The organism is Hylemonella gracilis, assembly GCF_004328645.1.
Classification (GTDB): Bacteria; Pseudomonadota; Gammaproteobacteria; order Burkholderiales; family Burkholderiaceae_C; genus Hylemonella; species Hylemonella gracilis_B.
Genome location: NZ_CP031395.1, coordinates 2,100,223 through 2,115,849 on the forward strand (window position 1 = coordinate 2,100,223; position 15,627 = coordinate 2,115,849).

Sequence of the window (15,627 nt, forward strand, 5' to 3'; positions counted from 1 at the left end):
CGGGTTCATGAACGGGCGTGGTTCGGGTGACCAAGGGACACAGCGCCGTCCTGCTACGCGAACCCGCGGGCAGCGCGAGCGTGGGGTGACGCTGCTGGTGGTGATGGTGCTCTTGCTCATCCTGGGCCAGTCGGCCGCGGCGGTCTTGCGCAACGCGGCATCTGGCGAGCGCTTCGCGCACAACCTGCGGCAGCAGCACCTGGCCCAGCAGCAGGCGGAGCTGGCCTTGCGCTACTGCGAGGCTGAACTGCGCAAGCCGGATGGCAGCGAGGCCGGCTTGCCCACGGACGGTGTCCTGCGCATCCCGAGCCTGGCGGAGGCCGGCCTCACACGCACCGCCTGGGATGCGCCTCCGGCTTGGCAACAGGGCGCGAACTGGTTCGGCATGGCCGGCGCGCGTGTCGTGTTGACGCGGGATATGGCCGGTGGGCTCGCGGCTGGCATCACGCCGGGGCGCTTGCCCGAATGCCTGGTGGAACTGCAGGAGTTGGCCGATGGCACGCTAGCGCATGTGATCACCGCGCGCGGCTTCAGTCCGGCCTATCCTGCCGGGACGGGCGCGGAATCCGGCGCGACCCCTGCCGGCGGGGCGGTGGTCTGGGTGCAATCCATCCTGCTGCTGGGCACGCTGGCGCCCGCAGACGATGCCAGGATGGGGCGCCCCATCCTGGATCGACTCTGGCGGCGGATCCTGCAGCCGCCGTCGTCGTGATGCATCGCGGGCCGGCGCGCGGAACACAAGGAGCAAGGCATGCGGAACATGCGCAGACAGCGACCGTGGAACAGGCGGTCTGGCCCGCGTGGATTTGTGCGAGCGCGTGCACGTGCGCTCCCACGGGCAGGGACGCGGGGCTACACGCTGATCGAGTTGATGGTCGTGGTGATCATCATCGGCATCCTCGCCGCTGTCGCCTACCCCGCTTACATCCATCATGTGCGCCGTGCCCACCGCGCCGAGGCACGCGCAGCCTTGCAGGACGCGCAGCAGTACATGGAGCGCTATCAGGCGGCCTACCAACGCTACACCACCCAGGCGGACGAACCGCCCTTGCTGCCGCGACGCCTGCGCACGGTGCCCGAAGGAACTGCGATCGAGGCCGCGCGTTACCTGCTGAGCGTGAGCGAGGCCAAGGCTGACAGCTACACGCTCATGGCCGTGCCAGCGCCGGGGTGGGACGAGCTCTGCGGCAGCCTGACCCTGACGCATACAGGCGTGAAGGGGCGCACGGGCGCGGCACTGTCGGTGCCGGACTGCTGGCGTTGAGCGCTAGCCCACCTGGTTGAACCTGGCGGGCTGCCGCGTGTTTCAGCGCCGGAATTCCTCGACCAGGGTCTTGAATTCGTCGATGTCCTCGAAGCTGCGATAGACACTGGCGAAGCGCACGTAGGCCACCTTGTCCAGCTTCTTCAGCTCGCGCATCACCAGCTCGCCGATGCGTGCCGAAGGCACTTCACGCAGGGCGAGGTTGAGCAGCTTCTCTTCGATGCGTTCGATGGCGCTGTCGATCTGCTCCGTGCTGACAGGGCGCTTGCGCAGGGCGAGTTGCAGTGACGCCATCAGCTTGCCGCGTTCGTACTCAATGCGCCGCCCGTCCTTCTTGACGACGGCGGGGAAGTTGACTTCCGGTCGTTCGTAGGTGGTGAAGCGCTTCTCGCAGTGTCCGCACTGGCGGCGGCGGCGGACGAAGTCCCCGTCCTCCGAGATCCGGGTCTCGACGACTTGGGTCTCGGGATGGCTGCAGAACGGGCATTTCATGGTGTTTGCCGTTGAGCTGAGGTTTTTATGCGTGGGCACCCGTGGTGCCGGCTTTGCCGGACCACTGGGTGCGTCCCCCCTGCCACCGAAGGATGGCGTTCGGGGGGAAGGCGCGTAGCGGCTCAGGGGGGTGTTCATTTATACACAGGGAAGCGACTGGTCAACGCGTTCACCTTCGCGCGCACGGCCGCGATGTTAGCCTCGTCACGCGGCTGGTCCAGCACGTCCGCGACCAGGTTGGCCGTGATGCGGGCTTCCTCGTCCTTGAAGCCGCGCGTGGTCATGGCCGGCGTGCCGATGCGCACGCCGCTGGTCACCATGGGCTTTTCAGGGTCGTTGGGGATGGCGTTCTTGTTGATGGTCATGTGGGCGGCGCCCAGCACGGCCTCGGCTTCCTTGCCCGTGATGCCCTTGGCGCGCAGGTCCACCAACATGACGTGACTCTGCGTGCCGCCACTGACGATGCGCAGACCGCGCTGGGTCAGGGTCTCGGCCACGATCTGCGCGTTCTTCACCACCTGTTGCTGGTAGCTCTTGAACGCGGGTTCCAACGCCTCCTTGAAGGCCACGGCCTTGGCCGCGATCACGTGCATCAGCGGGCCGCCCTGCAGGCCGGGGAAGATGGCGCTGTTGATGGCCTTTTCATGCTCGGCCTTCATCAGGATGAAGCCGCCGCGCGGGCCGCGCAGGCTCTTGTGGGTGGTGCTGGTCACCACGTCGGCGTGGGGAACCGGGTTGGGATAGACGCCCGCAGCGATCAGGCCGGCGTAATGCGCCATGTCCACCATGAAGATCGCGCCGACTTCCTTGGCGATTTTCGCGAAGCGCGCGAAATCGATGTGCAGACTGTAGGCTGAAGCGCCAGCGATGATGAGCTTGGGCTTGGTCTCGCGCGCTTTCTTTTCCATCGCCTCGTAGTCAATGGCTTCCTGGGCGTTCAGGCCATAGCTGACCACGTTGAACCACTTGCCCGACATATTGAGCGGCATGCCGTGCGTCAGGTGGCCGCCTTCGGCAAGGCTCATGCCCATGATGGTGTCGCCGGGCTTGAGGAAGGCCAGGAACACGGCTTCATTCGCCGAGGCGCCGCAATGCGGCTGCACGTTGGCGGCGTCGGCGCCGAAGATCTTCTTCACGCGGTCGATGGCCAGTTGTTCAGCCAGGTCCACGAATTCGCAACCGCCGTAATAGCGCTTGCCGGGATAGCCTTCGGCGTACTTGTTGGTCAGTTGCGTGCCCTGGGCCCACATGACGGCGGGCGAGGCGTAGTTTTCGCTGGCGATCAGCTCGATGTGCTCTTCCTGGCGCTTGTTTTCAGCCTGGATGGCGGCAAAGAGTTCGGGGTCGGCTTGTTCAACGAGGATGTTGCGGTTGTACATGGCGTGCAAGTGTGCAGGTGGAGCGGGTGGTGACGCGGGCCTGTTCCCCCAGCGGGCGCGCCACGCAGGACGCGATGCAAGCGGAAAGGCTGCCCAGGCGCACGGCAAAACACAGCGGCTGCCGACTGGCCCGTGGGCCTGACGCCATGCCGCGTGGCACGCTCCCCGGTGGTGGCCCACGTCAGCCACGCCGGCCGGTGAAAAACGCTTGTTTTCCCGGGCGGCGGGCCTATCGCCAGTCGCGTGCCCGGCTAGTGTAGCCCAGCGACGGGGCGGAGGTGCAGGGCAGGCGCGCGGCTCAGTCGTTCAGCAGGGCCACCGTCTGCTTGCCGCGCTTGGACAGGTCATTGCGGAGGCTGGCGTGGGTTGCCGCCGCATCCTGGCGGGCAGGGGCGGGCATGGTGACTTGCATGGTGCGTGCACGCACGGCGGGTTTGGGCACGTCCGGCACGGTCTGGGCGCGGCGCGCCACCAGGGTCAGCAGGTGGTGCTCGCTCAGCACCTTGGTCACGTAACCGCCATCGCTGGGCAGGTTGGCCGCTCCGACGTAGCGGCGCAGGCCGCCTTCCACGGAGCCGGAGCGCATGATGTATTCACGCAGCACGCGCGCGCCCACGTGCAGATTGGTCAGCGGGTCGAAGGCCGCGAGCTGGCCGCCGAAGGGCTCGTATTTCTCGCCATGGAGGTGGGTCATGACCTGCATCAGGCCCTGGGCGCCAACGGGGCTCTGCGCAAAGGGGTTGAAGCCCGATTCGATGGCCATCACCGAGAGCAGTAGCAAGGGGTCCAGCTTGTAGTTGTGGCCGATCTGATAGGCCTCCAGCACCAGGGCCGACAGCGGCTGCGGAGCGACACGGTAGCGACGGCTCAGCCAGTCCGTCACGGCGGCTTGCTGGGCGCTCAGGGTCTGCAGATCGGTGGCGGTGGCGCGGCCCACCGTGACGAGCGGGCTGGGTTCCGTCAGGGGTTCCCCGAACTGGCGGGTTTGCAGCCAGTCCATCAATTGCGCCTCGCCGGCCCTGCGCCAGCCCGAATGCGCGGCCAGTGCCAGCAGGCACAGGATCACAAACAGGCCGAACAGGGCGAAGCCGTTGTGAGCCAGGGAATAAAAGAACTGGGCAAGGCGGTGCGGCATCTTCCGCAAGCTGTTGCCCATGTCGTCTAGCGCTGTCATAGCAATCCTCATCTCGCGTGGCTTGAACGGATGTGCCGACGCCCTGTCAACGCCTGGCCTGCGTCCTGCGCGGGTCTGGGCGTAAGGGTGTCGGGCTGGTCTAAGCCACGTCTGGGTTGGTACGCCATCGGTCACGCGAGCATCCAAAATATGCCCGCGCTTGTGATCCGATGTAGCCGGTGTCGGCAGCGGAGCCCCGGGTGTTCCCACAGATGAAAGAGCGCGGGAATCGTTGCCTCGGGGTGCGGGGCCGCGCGGTGGCGCCCCGTCAGTGCAACGAATTGTAATGGAGAAGGCATGTTTTTCTATCCATATGGATTCACTATGGCGCCGATAGACGCCATGAAGCAAGAAGATGAGCTTTTGAAAAAACCATTCAAGATCAATCTCTTATGAGAGTCTTGAGAGGATTCTGATCAGCTGGATGGGGACGTGTAACGGTATCGGGCGATGGCCAGAACTGTGGGTTTGGCGCGACTGGGTACAAAAAATGCCTCAAGTCACACGCCTGCGGCCCGAGCCCCCGGCCGGGTCGAACGGGTCGCCCCGGCCCCTGGGGATACCCCGGCTCCCTGGTTCGACGGGGGAGCATCTTGCGGGTTTCCCAGGGGTGACGGGGCTTTGTGTGAGCAAATCGGCGCGCGGGCGGCGACAATCCGGGTTCTGAGAAAACCTGCGTGGCAGGTTTTTGTTTTTTCGACTTCATCTGATATGTCATCTACCTCTGCTCCTCAGGACCCCCAGGCCAGTCAATCCTGGATCGACAAGGCCCAAGCCTTGCTGGACGGGTCGCATCTCAATCTGGCCGAGGCCCAGGCCTGGCCGCGTGATGCCGCCAAGGCGGGCGCGCCCCTGAGCCGCGAACCCCTGGCCGCGCTCAGAAGCCGCTTGGCCGAACGTGTCCAGGCCGTCGAGGACTTGCAACACCGTGCGCAGGTGGAACGCGAGGCGGCGTTTCTGCTGGTCCAGCGCATTGAATCCCTGTCCACCAAGCCTTGGCGTGAAGCGCAGGCCGGCTCTGAAAGTCTGGGCGCCGACGTGGCGCGCTGGCAGGCCGAGGTGGGCGCGCTCTTTCAGGCGCAAGAATGGCCCAGCGTCGCGCAGGGCGCGGAGGCCGGCGCCGCCACGGGCCCGGCCGGCGCCAGCGCGCGCATCGCAGCCCAGTTGGAAGCCTCGCGCGCGCAGCTTGGACTGGTCTGGGAGGCTTTTGGCGCAGCACTCGCCCAGGCCCGCCTGGCGGCCGAAGATGCCCAGGCTCCGTTGCCGCAGGTGCCGGTCTGGGCCGAAGAGCTGAGGCAGGCCCGCGGCGAAGGCAGCGGAGTCGGCGCCGAGACACCGTCCGTTGCCATGGCGGCCGTCCCGCAGTCCGCCGCGCAGGCCCGGCAGAACGATCCGGCCCGGCTGGAATTGATCGCCAAGGCCGAAGCCCTGCTCCAGGGCGAAGGGGCGGCGCTGGTGGGCCGCAAGCTGCAGGAGGCGCTGCGCGAGCTGCGTGAGCAATGGAAGAAGCTGGACCTGGGCGTGGGGGCGCCGCATCCGCTGCTCTGGAAGCGTTTTGACGAGGCCTGCACTGCCGTTCACAAGGTCGTTCAGGTCTGGCTGGACAAGCTCAAGGCCGAAAGCGCCGAACACAAGGCCAAGCGTCTGGCGTTGATCGATGAGCTGAAGCAATGGACCACGGCGCATGCCGTCGCGGAGGCTGGCGACGTGCAAGCCGACGAAAGCGTCAAGATCGACTGGAAAGCCTACAACCGAGAACTTCATCAGTTCAGCGAGCGCTGGCGCGAGGCTGGTCATCTGAGCGAAAAAGCCTTCGCCGAATTGCTGGCGCGGTGGAAAGCCGTTTGGGATGCCGCCCACGCGCCGCTGGCGCGCGCGCAGAAGGCCGGCCTGCAGCGTCGGCAGGCCCTGGTGGAGGAAGCCAGGCAACTGAGCGCGGCCCATGCGGCTGGCGCGACCTTGCGCATCGACGAGGTGAAAGCCCTGCAACAGCGTTGGCAGGTGGAGGCCCAGGCCATGCCCCTGGACCGTCGACAGGAACAAAAGCTGTGGGAAGCGTTCCGCAAGCCCATCGACGACGCCTTCGCCCTAGACGCGGAGCGCCGACCGGCGCGTCGCACGGAACGTGGCGATCGCCCCCCCCGGGGACCGGGTGACGGCCATGGCGAGCGCTTTGCCGCGCGTCAGGCGGTCAACCCGGAAGCCCTGACCCCTTATGACCGCGCGGTGTATGAAGCCGCGCAGGCCTTGCAGGCGGCCAGTGCCAGTGGCGATGCCCAGGCCATCCAGGCGGCGATGACCGCGTTGGAGGCGGCGCGCCGCGCCGAACCCAAGGACTCGGCGCCGACGGTGACCGGTGCTCAGACCCATGCGACGACTGGCGCGGACTCTGCCGATGCGGATGCAGAGGCCCCGACTCCGGCACCTGCGCCACGCAAACCCGTGGTTGCGGTGCGGGGCGATGACCGCCCTGGCATGCGGAAATCCGAACCCGCCGCGCCTGCAGGGCGTGGGGACCGTGGCAGGCCCGGACCCGGGCGCGACGAGCGTGCGCGAGGTCCGCGTGACGCCGCGCGCGGCGCACCCTCATCCATGGCGTTGCAGCCGCGCCTGGGCGACGCAGCCTTCCGCGCCCAGCGCGATGCGCTGGAGCATGCGCAGGCCGCGCTCAAGAAGCTGGCCACACAGGCGCACGGCGAAGCCCTGGGCAAGCTGCTGGATGCCTGGGCGCAGCGCAGCGTCGAGCAACTGCCCAGCACCCAGGAACTGGGGCGGGCCGTGGGCGCCGGCGCGCGTGCGCTCTGGGGCCAGGCGCTGGCCTCGGCCGCGCAGGGCGATGGTGCCGAGCCTCTGCTGCGGCTGGAAATGGCTGCCGAGGTGCCCACCCCCGCTGAGCATGTGGCGGCACGCCGCGCCCTGCAATTGCAACTGCTGACCCGTCGCAACGATCCGGCCCCCGCGCAGACTTGGGGGCAGGACGTGGCCCGCGTGCTGGGCACGGCCCACACGCCCGAAGTGGCACGTCGCCTACAGCAGGCGCTCAAGGCTTTGCTGCGCGCCTGAGGGGCCGTGAGCCGTCGGCCAACGGGCTGAGCTGGGTCGAAGCGGCTGGGTCCGGCCTGGCCGCTGCTTTGGCGCCTTCCGTGAATCCGCCGTTTCGCCGGGCGCGTCGGATCGCGGTGCTAACCTGCGTTGCGTGTTCAACATCGTTCCACGCAAAGGGGGCCATGATGGAGCAGCCGCAGGCGCCACCGCGCGAGCAGCGTTTCGATCTGCAGCAGATGCTGCGCGAACTGGCCTTCGAGACGGCCGGTGGCAGCACGCCCATGCCTGGGGCTGCTCCACCATCACGCTCCGCAGCGTCCTTGCAAGGCCACCTGCAAACCCGGGCGGCTTCACCCGAGACCGCGCGAGGCGACGGTCATGGCTAGGGCGCCTTTTCTGAATGCGCTGCTTGCCGCCGGTGTCGCGAGCGACAAGGAGATCGATGGCCTGCAACTGAGGTTCGGTGCACGTCACCTCGACATCGCCAGCCACTTGTACACCGCACTGGAAGCACCTGTTCTCAAGGCGCGCCTCGGCCAGCTCTATGCCGCCAGCATAGGCAAGGATGCCGTCGCGCTGGACCGTGCCACGATCCAGGCCGAGGCCCTGGCCTGCATCGGTTTGGAGGCCGCGCGTCGCCTGAACTGCCTGCCCTTGCAACTCACCGAGCAGGTGCTGGTGGTGGCCATGGCCCGACCCGACGATGCGTATTCGGTGGCCGAGGTCGGGCGCGCGATGTCCACCGGGCCGTCTGCGCCGGGCGGGCAGACCGGGCAGGCCAAGTGCACGGTGCAAGCAGTCTTCGCCTTCGCGCAGGACATCGAGAATGGCATCGAGGTCCAGTACACCCGCCGCGCGGGGCTGGCCGCGCTGGCGCGTCAGATCAGCCAGGAACTGAGCCGCCCGTCGCGCGAGGCGATGGCGTCGGCGACCGCGACCGCAGTCGGAACGACGGGACCGGCGGCATCGGCCTCGGTGTCCGGCGCGGGTGAACTGGTGCGCGGGCTCTTGCTGTACAGCTTGAAGCACCGCGCCAGCGACATCCATATCCAACCGATGGCGAACGCCCTGGCTCTGCGCTTTCGCATCGATGGCCTGCTGCAGACCCGGCTGACCCTGGACAAGGATTTGCTCGCACCCCTCTTGTCCCATCTGAAATTGATCGCCAATCTGGATTTCGCCGAGAAGCGCCGCCCGCAGGACGGCCGCATCAGTCTGATCCAAAAGGGCCGCAGCCATGACTTTCGGCTCTCCATCGTACCCAGCGTCTTCGGGGAGAAAGCGGTCATCCGCGTGGTCGGTTCGTCAGACCAGCGCGTCACACCCCTGGACGAACTTGGTTTTTCGCACGGCAACCACGCCCTGCTGACGCAGCTGATCCAACGTCCGCACGGCGTGCTGCTGGTCACCGGACCCACGGGCTCGGGCAAGACCACCACGCTGTATGCGGCGCTGGCGCGTCTGCACAGCCCGGAGATCAACATCGTCACGGTGGAGGACCCGGTTGAGTTGCGCATCGATGGCGTCACCCAGATCCAGACCCATGCGGCCATCGGTCTGGATTTCGCGCAGGTGCTGCGCGCCGTCCTGCGCCAGGACCCGGAGGTGCTGCTGATCGGTGAGATCCGCGACCTGGAAACCGCGCGCATCGCCACCCAGGCCGCGCTCACGGGTCACCTGGTCATGGCCACCCTGCACACCAACAGCGCATTGCAGGCTGTCACGCGTCTGGTCGAGATCGGCGTGCCACCTTTCCTGGTGGCGCCCTCGGTCATCGGTGTGCTGGCGCAGCGCCTGGTGCGTCGCATCTGCCCCCACTGCAAGGAGCGTTACGAACCGAGCCCCGATGTTCTGGAGGCCCTGTTCCACAACCGAGGTGAGGCGCCGGTCCATTTCTGTCGTGGACGAGGCTGCCAGCGCTGCCATGGCAGTGGTTATGTGGGGCGCATGGGCATCCATGAGGTGTTCGTGCTGACCGACACCATCCGCGACCTGATCGCGCGACAGCAGTCCCTGATTGAGATCCAGCGTGCGGCCCTGCAGCACGGTTTTCGCTCCATGCGTCACGACGGTGTGCTCAAAGTGCTGCAGGGACTGACCACCCTGGAGGAAGTGGACAAGGCGACGGCCTGGTGAAGGCCGCCGCCGGTTTGCACGCCGGGCGTGTGCCACGGGCTGCGTGCGTTGCGCGTCCGGTCTGCAGTTTGCAAGCGCGAGGGTGCAGGCACGAGGCTCAGGCGCGGTCTGAATGGGACGGCGTACGCAGGCGCAGTGCCAGCGCGCCCAGGGCGGCGACCACGGCCAAGGTGGTCACGCCGGTCCAGCCCACCTGGGCCAGCAGGCCATTGCCCAGGGCTGCGCCCATCGACATGCCGACGAAGGTGGAGGACAGCAGCACGGCGTTGAGCCGGCTGCGCGCGGCGGGGTCCAGGCCATAGACGATGGTCTGATGCGCAATCAGCGAGACCTGGATGCCCAGATCGAAACCCACGGTGCTGGCGCCGATCAGCCACAGCGCGTTCTGGGGTGACAGCGCGGGCAGAAAGAACATGGCCGCGAACGACACGGCCGTCAGCGCCGCGCCCATCAGGCTGACCCGGGCCGGACCGTGCCGATCAGCGTAGCGTCCGGCCAGGGGCGCGGCCAGCGCGCCTGCCGCGCCAGCCAGACCGAAGGCCCCCGCCGCGCTGGCGCCCAGATGGTAGGGCGCGCCATGCAGCATGACCGCCATGGTGGACCAGAAGGCGCTGAAAGCCACCGACAGCAGGCCCTGGGCCAGCGCCGCGCGACGCAGTTCCGGGTACTGCCGCCAGAGCTGGAACAGCGAGGCGATGAGTTGCCCGTAGGGCAGGCGGGACGTTGGTGTGAAGCGGGGCAGCACACGCCACAGGGCCAGGCCCAGCAGCAGCACGGCGACGGCGGCCGCGGCGAACACGGCGCGCCAGCCGAAGTGCTCGGCCACGAAACCACTGACGACACGCGACAGCAGGATGCCCAGCAGCAGGCCCGTCATGACCGTGCCGACGACACGACCGCGTTGCGTCTCGGGTGCGAGTGTGGCGGCGGCGGGCACGATGTCCTGCGCCAGCGTGGCCACCAGGCCCAGCGCGAGACTGGCCACCAGCAGCACGCCCAGCGTTGGCGACAGGCTGGACAGCAGCAACGCGGCGCCGAGCAAGCCGGCCTTGATCACGATCACGCGTCGGCGGTCGTAGCGGTCACCCAGTGGTGCGAGCAACAGGATGCCCAGGGCGTATCCGAGTTGGGTCAGGGTGGGCACCCAGCCGACGGCCCCGGTCGAAGTGCGCAAATCGGCCCCCAGGAGCGCGAGCAGAGGCTGGCTGTAATAGATGGAGGCCGCCGCCAGGCCGGCGCCCAGGGCCAGGAGGAACACCAGGACCGACGAGAGCCCATGGGTTTTCTCTGCATACGTTGATTGAATGGCATTCATTGGGGTTTTCCAGTGATTTTTAAGGGTAGCGCGATTTTTAAGGAAGTTTTTATAGACGGATAGGGCCCGATAGGAAGATTGGTTATACGATGGACGCATGAATATTGAGGCCGCAGCTTTGCTCCCCGGCACCGACCGGATGCTGTTGATCGAAACCTTTGTGCGCATCGTCGAGGCCGGCAATCTGTCCGCGGCGGCCGAGCAGTTGGGCAGCACGCAACCCACCATCAGCCGGCGCCTGCAGGCCCTGGAGCGCGCCATGGGGGTGCGCCTGCTGCAGCGCACCACCCACGCCATGCGCCTGACCGAGGATGGGCAGCGCTGCTACGCGCGTGCCAAGGACCTGATTTCCAGCTGGCAGGCGTTCGAGAGCGAAACGCGCGGCGCGGGCGAGGAACCGGCCGGCACCCTGCGGGTCGTCGCGCCCCACGCCTTCGGGCAGCAGCAGTTGGTGGAGCCTTTGGCGGACTACTTGCGGCGTTACCCCAAGATGCGGGTGGAGTGGCTGCTGCACGACCGCATGCCCGACTTCATCGCCGAGGGCGTGGACTGCGCCATCCGCGTGGGTGCTGTGCAGGACCCTTCGGTGGTGGCCTTGCCCATGGGGAATGTGCCGCGCATCGTGGTGGGCGCGCCCTCCCTGTTCGAGGAGGCCTTGCCCACCCACCCGGCCGAGCTGACTCGTCTGCCCTGGCTGGCCCTGCGCACCTTCTACCGCAACGAGATCAGCCTGACGCGTGCAGGCTCGGACGAAGTGGTCCGCATCGGCATCCAGCCGCGCCTGTCCACCGACGGCCTTTACGCTTTGCGCACCGCCGCCGTGGAAGGTCTGGGCCTGGCCGTCGGTTCGGCCTGGGCCATGAATGAGGAACTGCGTGCAGGTCGGCTCCTGCATGTCGTTCCGCAGTGGCAGGCCGATCCGCTGCCGGTGCACCTGGTCTACCCGCAGGCGCGCCTGCATCCCGCCCGCTTGCGCAGTTTCATCGACATCATGCGTGTCAGTGGGCCGGCGGCGCTGAATCGGCTTCAGGCCGGCTCAGTTGCGGCCCGGGAGACAGCGTGAGCACGGGCGCACGCAACCCATCTTGGATGCCCGATAGGGTGCGCCTGGGCTAGGCGCCGGGTCGGTAGAAGGCGTCGAACAGCACACGCAGTGTCGGGTGCTCCTGGGTGAACCGCGTCCGGTTGACGAAATAGGCTTCACTGGCGACCGCGAAGAATTCCGAGATGTGCTCGGCGCCGTAGGGGTCCAGCCAGGTTTCGGGCTCGCCGAAACGCTCGGCCTTGATGCAGGCTTCCCTGAATTCCTCATAGGCGGCTTGCAGCGTGTCCTGCCAGCGCGCGAGCGCGGCACGTGGCGCCAGGCCCATGAAGCCCGCAGGCAGGGGCGGGCAACCATCGGCCTCACCATCGCGCAGGTCCAACTTGTGCACGAATTCGTGGATCACCACGTTGTAGCCCTGGGCGATGGCTTCGGCCCCCGAGGCCGCGCGCACATCCTGCCAGCTCAGCATGACCGGACCTTCGGGCATGGCCTCGCCCGCCAGCTCTTCCTCGTATTCATGCACCACGCCGTGTTCGTCCACCACCCTGCGGGGTGCCAGCACCTCTTCGGGCTGCACGACGATGGTCACGAAGTCGTCATACCAGCGCAAGGGCAGGCCGCCGGGGCCGAAGCACAGCACGGGCAGGCAGGCCTGGGCGGCGATCTGCACGGCCATGGCGTCGGTGATGCTCAGGCCGTGCGCGCCATGGAATTCCTTGTCCTCGAGGAAAAGGGCGCAGAGCTCGCGCAGCCGAGCGCGATCGGATTCGGCGCAATCGTCCAGCCACGGACAGGCGGCCAGCGTGTCGAGCCAGAGTGCGTCGGGAATGGGCTGGCGCGGGCGTCGCTCGGCCGTCGGGCTGAACAGGCGCTTCAGCAGGGAGCCAGGCCAACCCATCCCAATCTCAATCCGCGGGCGTCGTAACCAGGGCCTCGGAGAGGGGCAGGCGGCGCAGCCGCGCCGCGCTGCCCGCGTGGGCCAGGCTGAGGCGCAGGACCTCGGCACGCGGCGCCGCCGGCCCATCCAGATGCCAGTCGCTCAGCACATGGCGCATGGCGGATGTCCGCGCGCTGGCGTCGCGTCCGCCGTCAAGCCGGTGGTCGGCCGGGCGGTGCGTGTGGCCGTGGATCAGCGTGTCGCTGCGCGCGGCTTGTAGCCAGGCGCGGGTGAGTGCGGGATCGGCGTCGGCATAGGTTTCGCCGAAATCACCGCCCGTGGCGGCGCTGGCCTGCCTGCGGGCCTCGCTCTGGGCGCGAAGGTTGCGCGCGAAGGCCCGGCGCTGGGCCAGGGATTGGGTCAGAAAGCGTTGTTGCCACTCGGGGGTGCGCACCTGGGCTCGAAAAGCCTGGTACTCACGGTCGTCCAGGCAAAGGGCATCACCATGGCTGAGCAGCCAGCGTGCAGGCTTGCCTTGCGCCACGCCAAAGACCAGCACGGACGGATCGGCCAGCAAGGTCATGCCCGCGCGCCGCGCGGCCTCGTTGCCCAACATGAAGTCACGGTTGCCGTGCAGGAAGTACAGGGCGTGGTTGGTGCTAGAAGCCCGCAGGGCTGCGATGCACTCGCGCTCGAAGGCAGACTCTGCGGCACTGAGCTCGTCCGTGCCGGGGTCGTCCAGCGCGTCGTCGCCCACCCACACCTCGAACAGATCGCCCAGCAGGAAGACGGCGTCGGCGGGCGTGCCCGCCAGGTAGTGTTTCCACGCCTGAACGGTCCGCGGCTCGCTGGCGTGCAGGTGCAGGTCGGAAATGAAATCGACGAGCCGCCAAGCCGCGGGTGCTTCGACCTCGGCGAGGGTGGGCGAGGGGATGTTCACGTCAGATCACAAGGCGGTGGCTTTTTCGATCACCACGTCTTCCTTAGGCACGTCCCCGTGGAAGCCGCGCGTACCGGTCTTGACCCCGGCAATCTTGTCCACCACGTCCTGGCCGGCAATGACCTTGCCGAAGACGGCGTAGCCCCAGCCCTGAGCCGAGGGAGCCTTGTGGTTGAGGAAGTCGTTGTTCGCGATGTTGATGAAGAACTGGGCCGTGGCCGAGTGCGGGTCGTTCGTGCGCGCCATGGCGACGGTGTATTTGTCGTTCTTCAGGCCGTTGTTGGCTTCATTCTCGATCGGCGGTTCGGTGGGCTTCTGGTTCATGCCAACTTCGAAGCCGCCGCCCTGGATCATGAAACCAGGAATGACGCGGTGAAAGACGGTGCCGTTGTAGTGGCCACTCTTCACATAGTCCAGGAAGTTTTCGACACTCTTCGGGGCTTTCTCGGCGTCGAGTTCAAGCTTGACGACGCCGTAGCCGGTGATGGTGAGTTCGACTTGAGGGTGGCTCATGGAGGTCTTTCCTTTGCTTTTGTTGACGGTACTGGCGGGCTTGGCCGCCGGGGTCTGGGCTTGCGCCTGCTGGAAGGCGGGGCCGACAACCAGGCCCAGGGTGCAGAACAGGGTGTAGAGGTGGCGCAGAGCCAGGCGACGGGACTTCATCCGAGGGTTCCTTCAAAAATGATCTTCCACTCCTGGCCCTGGCGGTTCCAGTATTGGCGCTTGACCTGGCCTTTCGTGACACCGGGCCGGGTGTCCTGGCCGGGGGCGGAGGCTTCTTCGAAGGTGACGATCATGGTGTCGTCCTCGTCCGTCCAGCGCAGGTAGGAGAGATTCTGCAACTCGATGGCGCGGCCGGCGTCGCGCGCCAGTTCGACGCGTAGCACGAGTTCCCACTCGCGCAGCGTCCGGCCCCGAAAGCCGGTGAAATCCTCGGCGTAGAAGCGCAGCATCTGCTGCAGATCGCCGCTGGTTTTGGCCTGCCGCCAGGCGGCGAGCACCGTTTCGAATGACTGGCGCTCGGCTTGCAATTGCGGCGGTTGTGCCCATTCCAGGCGTGATGCGATGACCACTGGCGTGGTGCTCGGCGCCACGGTGCGCAGCACGTACTCGAGATCGGGGTCGGACAGGACGACGCAGCCGTTGGTGGCCAGGGGCGGGCGCGCGAACTGGTTGGGTGGCGTGCCATGTAGCCAGATGCCGCTGCCGGTCTTGCCGCGCCGCCGGTCCAGGATGTTGGGATAGTTGATGGGCAGCGCGCCGGCACCATAGAAGTTGGGCAGGGCGCGCTTGTCCAGCCGGTGCAGCGTGAAGTACACGCCCAGCGGGGTGCGGGCATCGCCTTCCACGGTCTTCTCGATGCCGTACTTGCCGACGGAGACGTAGTAGTCGGCGATCAGGCGCATCCGTGCGCCCTCGTTCGGCAGCGCCTGGTTTTCGAACAGGTAGAGACGCGCGCGCGAGGCGTCGATCGCGATCGCGTGCCGCACGTTCGGTGCCAGCGTCAGAAATTGCGTGGGAACGGCCCCGGCGGGAGGACGCTCACGCAGCGCGGCCAGACGCACCTCGGACTCATGGCGCAACTCGGCCAGGGCTTGCGCGCCCGCGCCCGTGGTCAGCAACGCCGGAGCGTTGCCCAGACCATTGAGCGCGTGCGCCTGGGCAAGCAGCAGGTCACCGTACACGAGTTGGGCCAGTTGGAAATTCGGGTGGTCCTGCGCGAGCCGGCGCGCCGCCTCGCGGGCTTCGCCCAATTGCCCGATGCCCACGAGCCGGTAGATCTCGACCAGCCGTGCCTCGGGGGAGAGTCGCGAGCCGGCGGAGGCGAGCATCGGTGCCGAGGCGATCGAGGCCACGGCCTGGGCTTGCGCGCGGGCGTGCTGCGGCGCGAACAGGCCGTGCACGGCCAGCAGCGTCAGGGCGACGCTGGGCAATGAAAAAGCGGCACGCTTCATGACTT

14 protein-coding genes and 1 riboswitch are annotated in these 15,627 nt (G+C 67.3%); of the genes, 6 read left to right on the plus strand and 8 right to left on the minus strand.

The features are described from left to right. Positions 1-7 precede the first annotated feature (7 nt). Entirely contained in the window at positions 8-712 is a 705-nt protein-coding gene (locus DW355_RS09970) for a hypothetical protein (protein ID WP_131279743.1), read from the plus strand. Between the two features lie 96 nt (positions 713-808). Next, complete coding sequence (locus tag DW355_RS09975; protein ID WP_278249359.1) at positions 809-1,264, plus strand: type IV pilin protein; 456 nt, start codon at positions 809-811, stop codon at positions 1,262-1,264. A gap of 42 nt (positions 1,265-1,306) precedes the next feature. Here DW355_RS09975 and nrdR read toward each other — a convergent pair whose 3' ends face one another. The 3 genes from nrdR to DW355_RS09990 all read right to left on the minus strand — a co-directional run bounded on the left by nrdR (position 1,307) and on the right by DW355_RS09990 (position 4,309). Beyond that, complete coding sequence (gene nrdR / locus DW355_RS09980; RefSeq protein WP_131279745.1) at positions 1,307-1,756, minus strand: transcriptional regulator NrdR; 450 nt, start codon at positions 1,754-1,756, stop codon at positions 1,307-1,309. 134 nt (positions 1,757-1,890) lie between these two features. Next, positions 1,891-3,135, minus strand: a complete 1,245-nt coding sequence (glyA, locus tag DW355_RS09985) for a serine hydroxymethyltransferase (RefSeq protein ID WP_131279747.1) — start codon at positions 3,133-3,135, stop codon at positions 1,891-1,893. Positions 3,136-3,219: 84 nt separating this feature from the next. Continuing rightward, positions 3,220-3,388: riboswitch (ZMP/ZTP riboswitch) on the minus strand. 45 nt (positions 3,389-3,433) lie between these two features. After that, on the minus strand, positions 3,434-4,309 hold the full coding sequence (locus tag DW355_RS09990; protein ID WP_131279749.1) for a lytic transglycosylase domain-containing protein: 876 nt from the start codon (positions 4,307-4,309) through the stop codon (positions 3,434-3,436). Between the two features lie 711 nt (positions 4,310-5,020). On the opposite strand from DW355_RS09990, the gene DW355_RS09995 reads away from it, so the two are divergent. The 3 genes from DW355_RS09995 to DW355_RS10005 all read left to right on the plus strand — a co-directional run bounded on the left by DW355_RS09995 (position 5,021) and on the right by DW355_RS10005 (position 9,490). After that, positions 5,021-7,372, plus strand: a complete 2,352-nt coding sequence (locus DW355_RS09995; RefSeq protein WP_242671104.1) for a DUF349 domain-containing protein — start codon at positions 5,021-5,023, stop codon at positions 7,370-7,372. A gap of 164 nt (positions 7,373-7,536) precedes the next feature. Next, positions 7,537-7,740 (plus strand): hypothetical protein, encoded by a 204-nt coding sequence (locus DW355_RS10000; RefSeq protein ID WP_131279753.1) that lies wholly within the window; start codon positions 7,537-7,539, stop codon positions 7,738-7,740. Then, the gene (locus DW355_RS10005) at positions 7,733-9,490 is read left to right on the plus strand and encodes a GspE/PulE family protein (protein WP_131279755.1); all 1,758 of its coding nucleotides are present in this window, start codon (positions 7,733-7,735) and stop codon (positions 9,488-9,490) included. Before DW355_RS10000 ends, DW355_RS10005 begins: the two co-directional genes overlap by 8 nt. A gap of 97 nt (positions 9,491-9,587) precedes the next feature. Here DW355_RS10005 and DW355_RS10010 read toward each other — a convergent pair whose 3' ends face one another. Next, positions 9,588-10,805: an MFS transporter gene (locus DW355_RS10010; RefSeq protein WP_131279757.1), complete on the minus strand. Its 1,218-nt coding sequence runs from the start codon at positions 10,803-10,805 to the stop codon at positions 9,588-9,590. 97 nt (positions 10,806-10,902) lie between these two features. Here DW355_RS10010 and DW355_RS10015 point away from each other — a divergent pair, with 97 nt between their 5' ends. After that, complete coding sequence (locus DW355_RS10015) at positions 10,903-11,868, plus strand: LysR family transcriptional regulator (protein ID WP_131279759.1); 966 nt, start codon at positions 10,903-10,905, stop codon at positions 11,866-11,868. A 49-nt stretch (positions 11,869-11,917) separates the two neighbouring features. On the opposite strand, the gene DW355_RS10020 is transcribed toward DW355_RS10015, so the two are convergent. From DW355_RS10020 to DW355_RS10035, 4 genes are all read right to left on the minus strand, one after another. Further along, positions 11,918-12,748 (minus strand): zinc-dependent peptidase, encoded by an 831-nt coding sequence (locus tag DW355_RS10020; RefSeq protein WP_131279760.1) that lies wholly within the window; start codon positions 12,746-12,748, stop codon positions 11,918-11,920. A 7-nt stretch (positions 12,749-12,755) separates the two neighbouring features. Next, positions 12,756-13,667: a UDP-2,3-diacylglucosamine diphosphatase gene (locus DW355_RS10025; protein ID WP_131279762.1), complete on the minus strand. Its 912-nt coding sequence runs from the start codon at positions 13,665-13,667 to the stop codon at positions 12,756-12,758. Between the two features lie 6 nt (positions 13,668-13,673). Then, positions 13,674-14,180, minus strand: coding sequence for a peptidylprolyl isomerase (locus tag DW355_RS10030; RefSeq protein WP_131282589.1), 507 nt, complete (start codon positions 14,178-14,180; stop codon positions 13,674-13,676). Between the two features lie 146 nt (positions 14,181-14,326). Next, positions 14,327-15,622, minus strand: coding sequence for a L,D-transpeptidase family protein (locus DW355_RS10035; protein WP_131279764.1), 1,296 nt, complete (start codon positions 15,620-15,622; stop codon positions 14,327-14,329). Between the last annotated feature and the right edge of the window lie 5 nt (positions 15,623-15,627).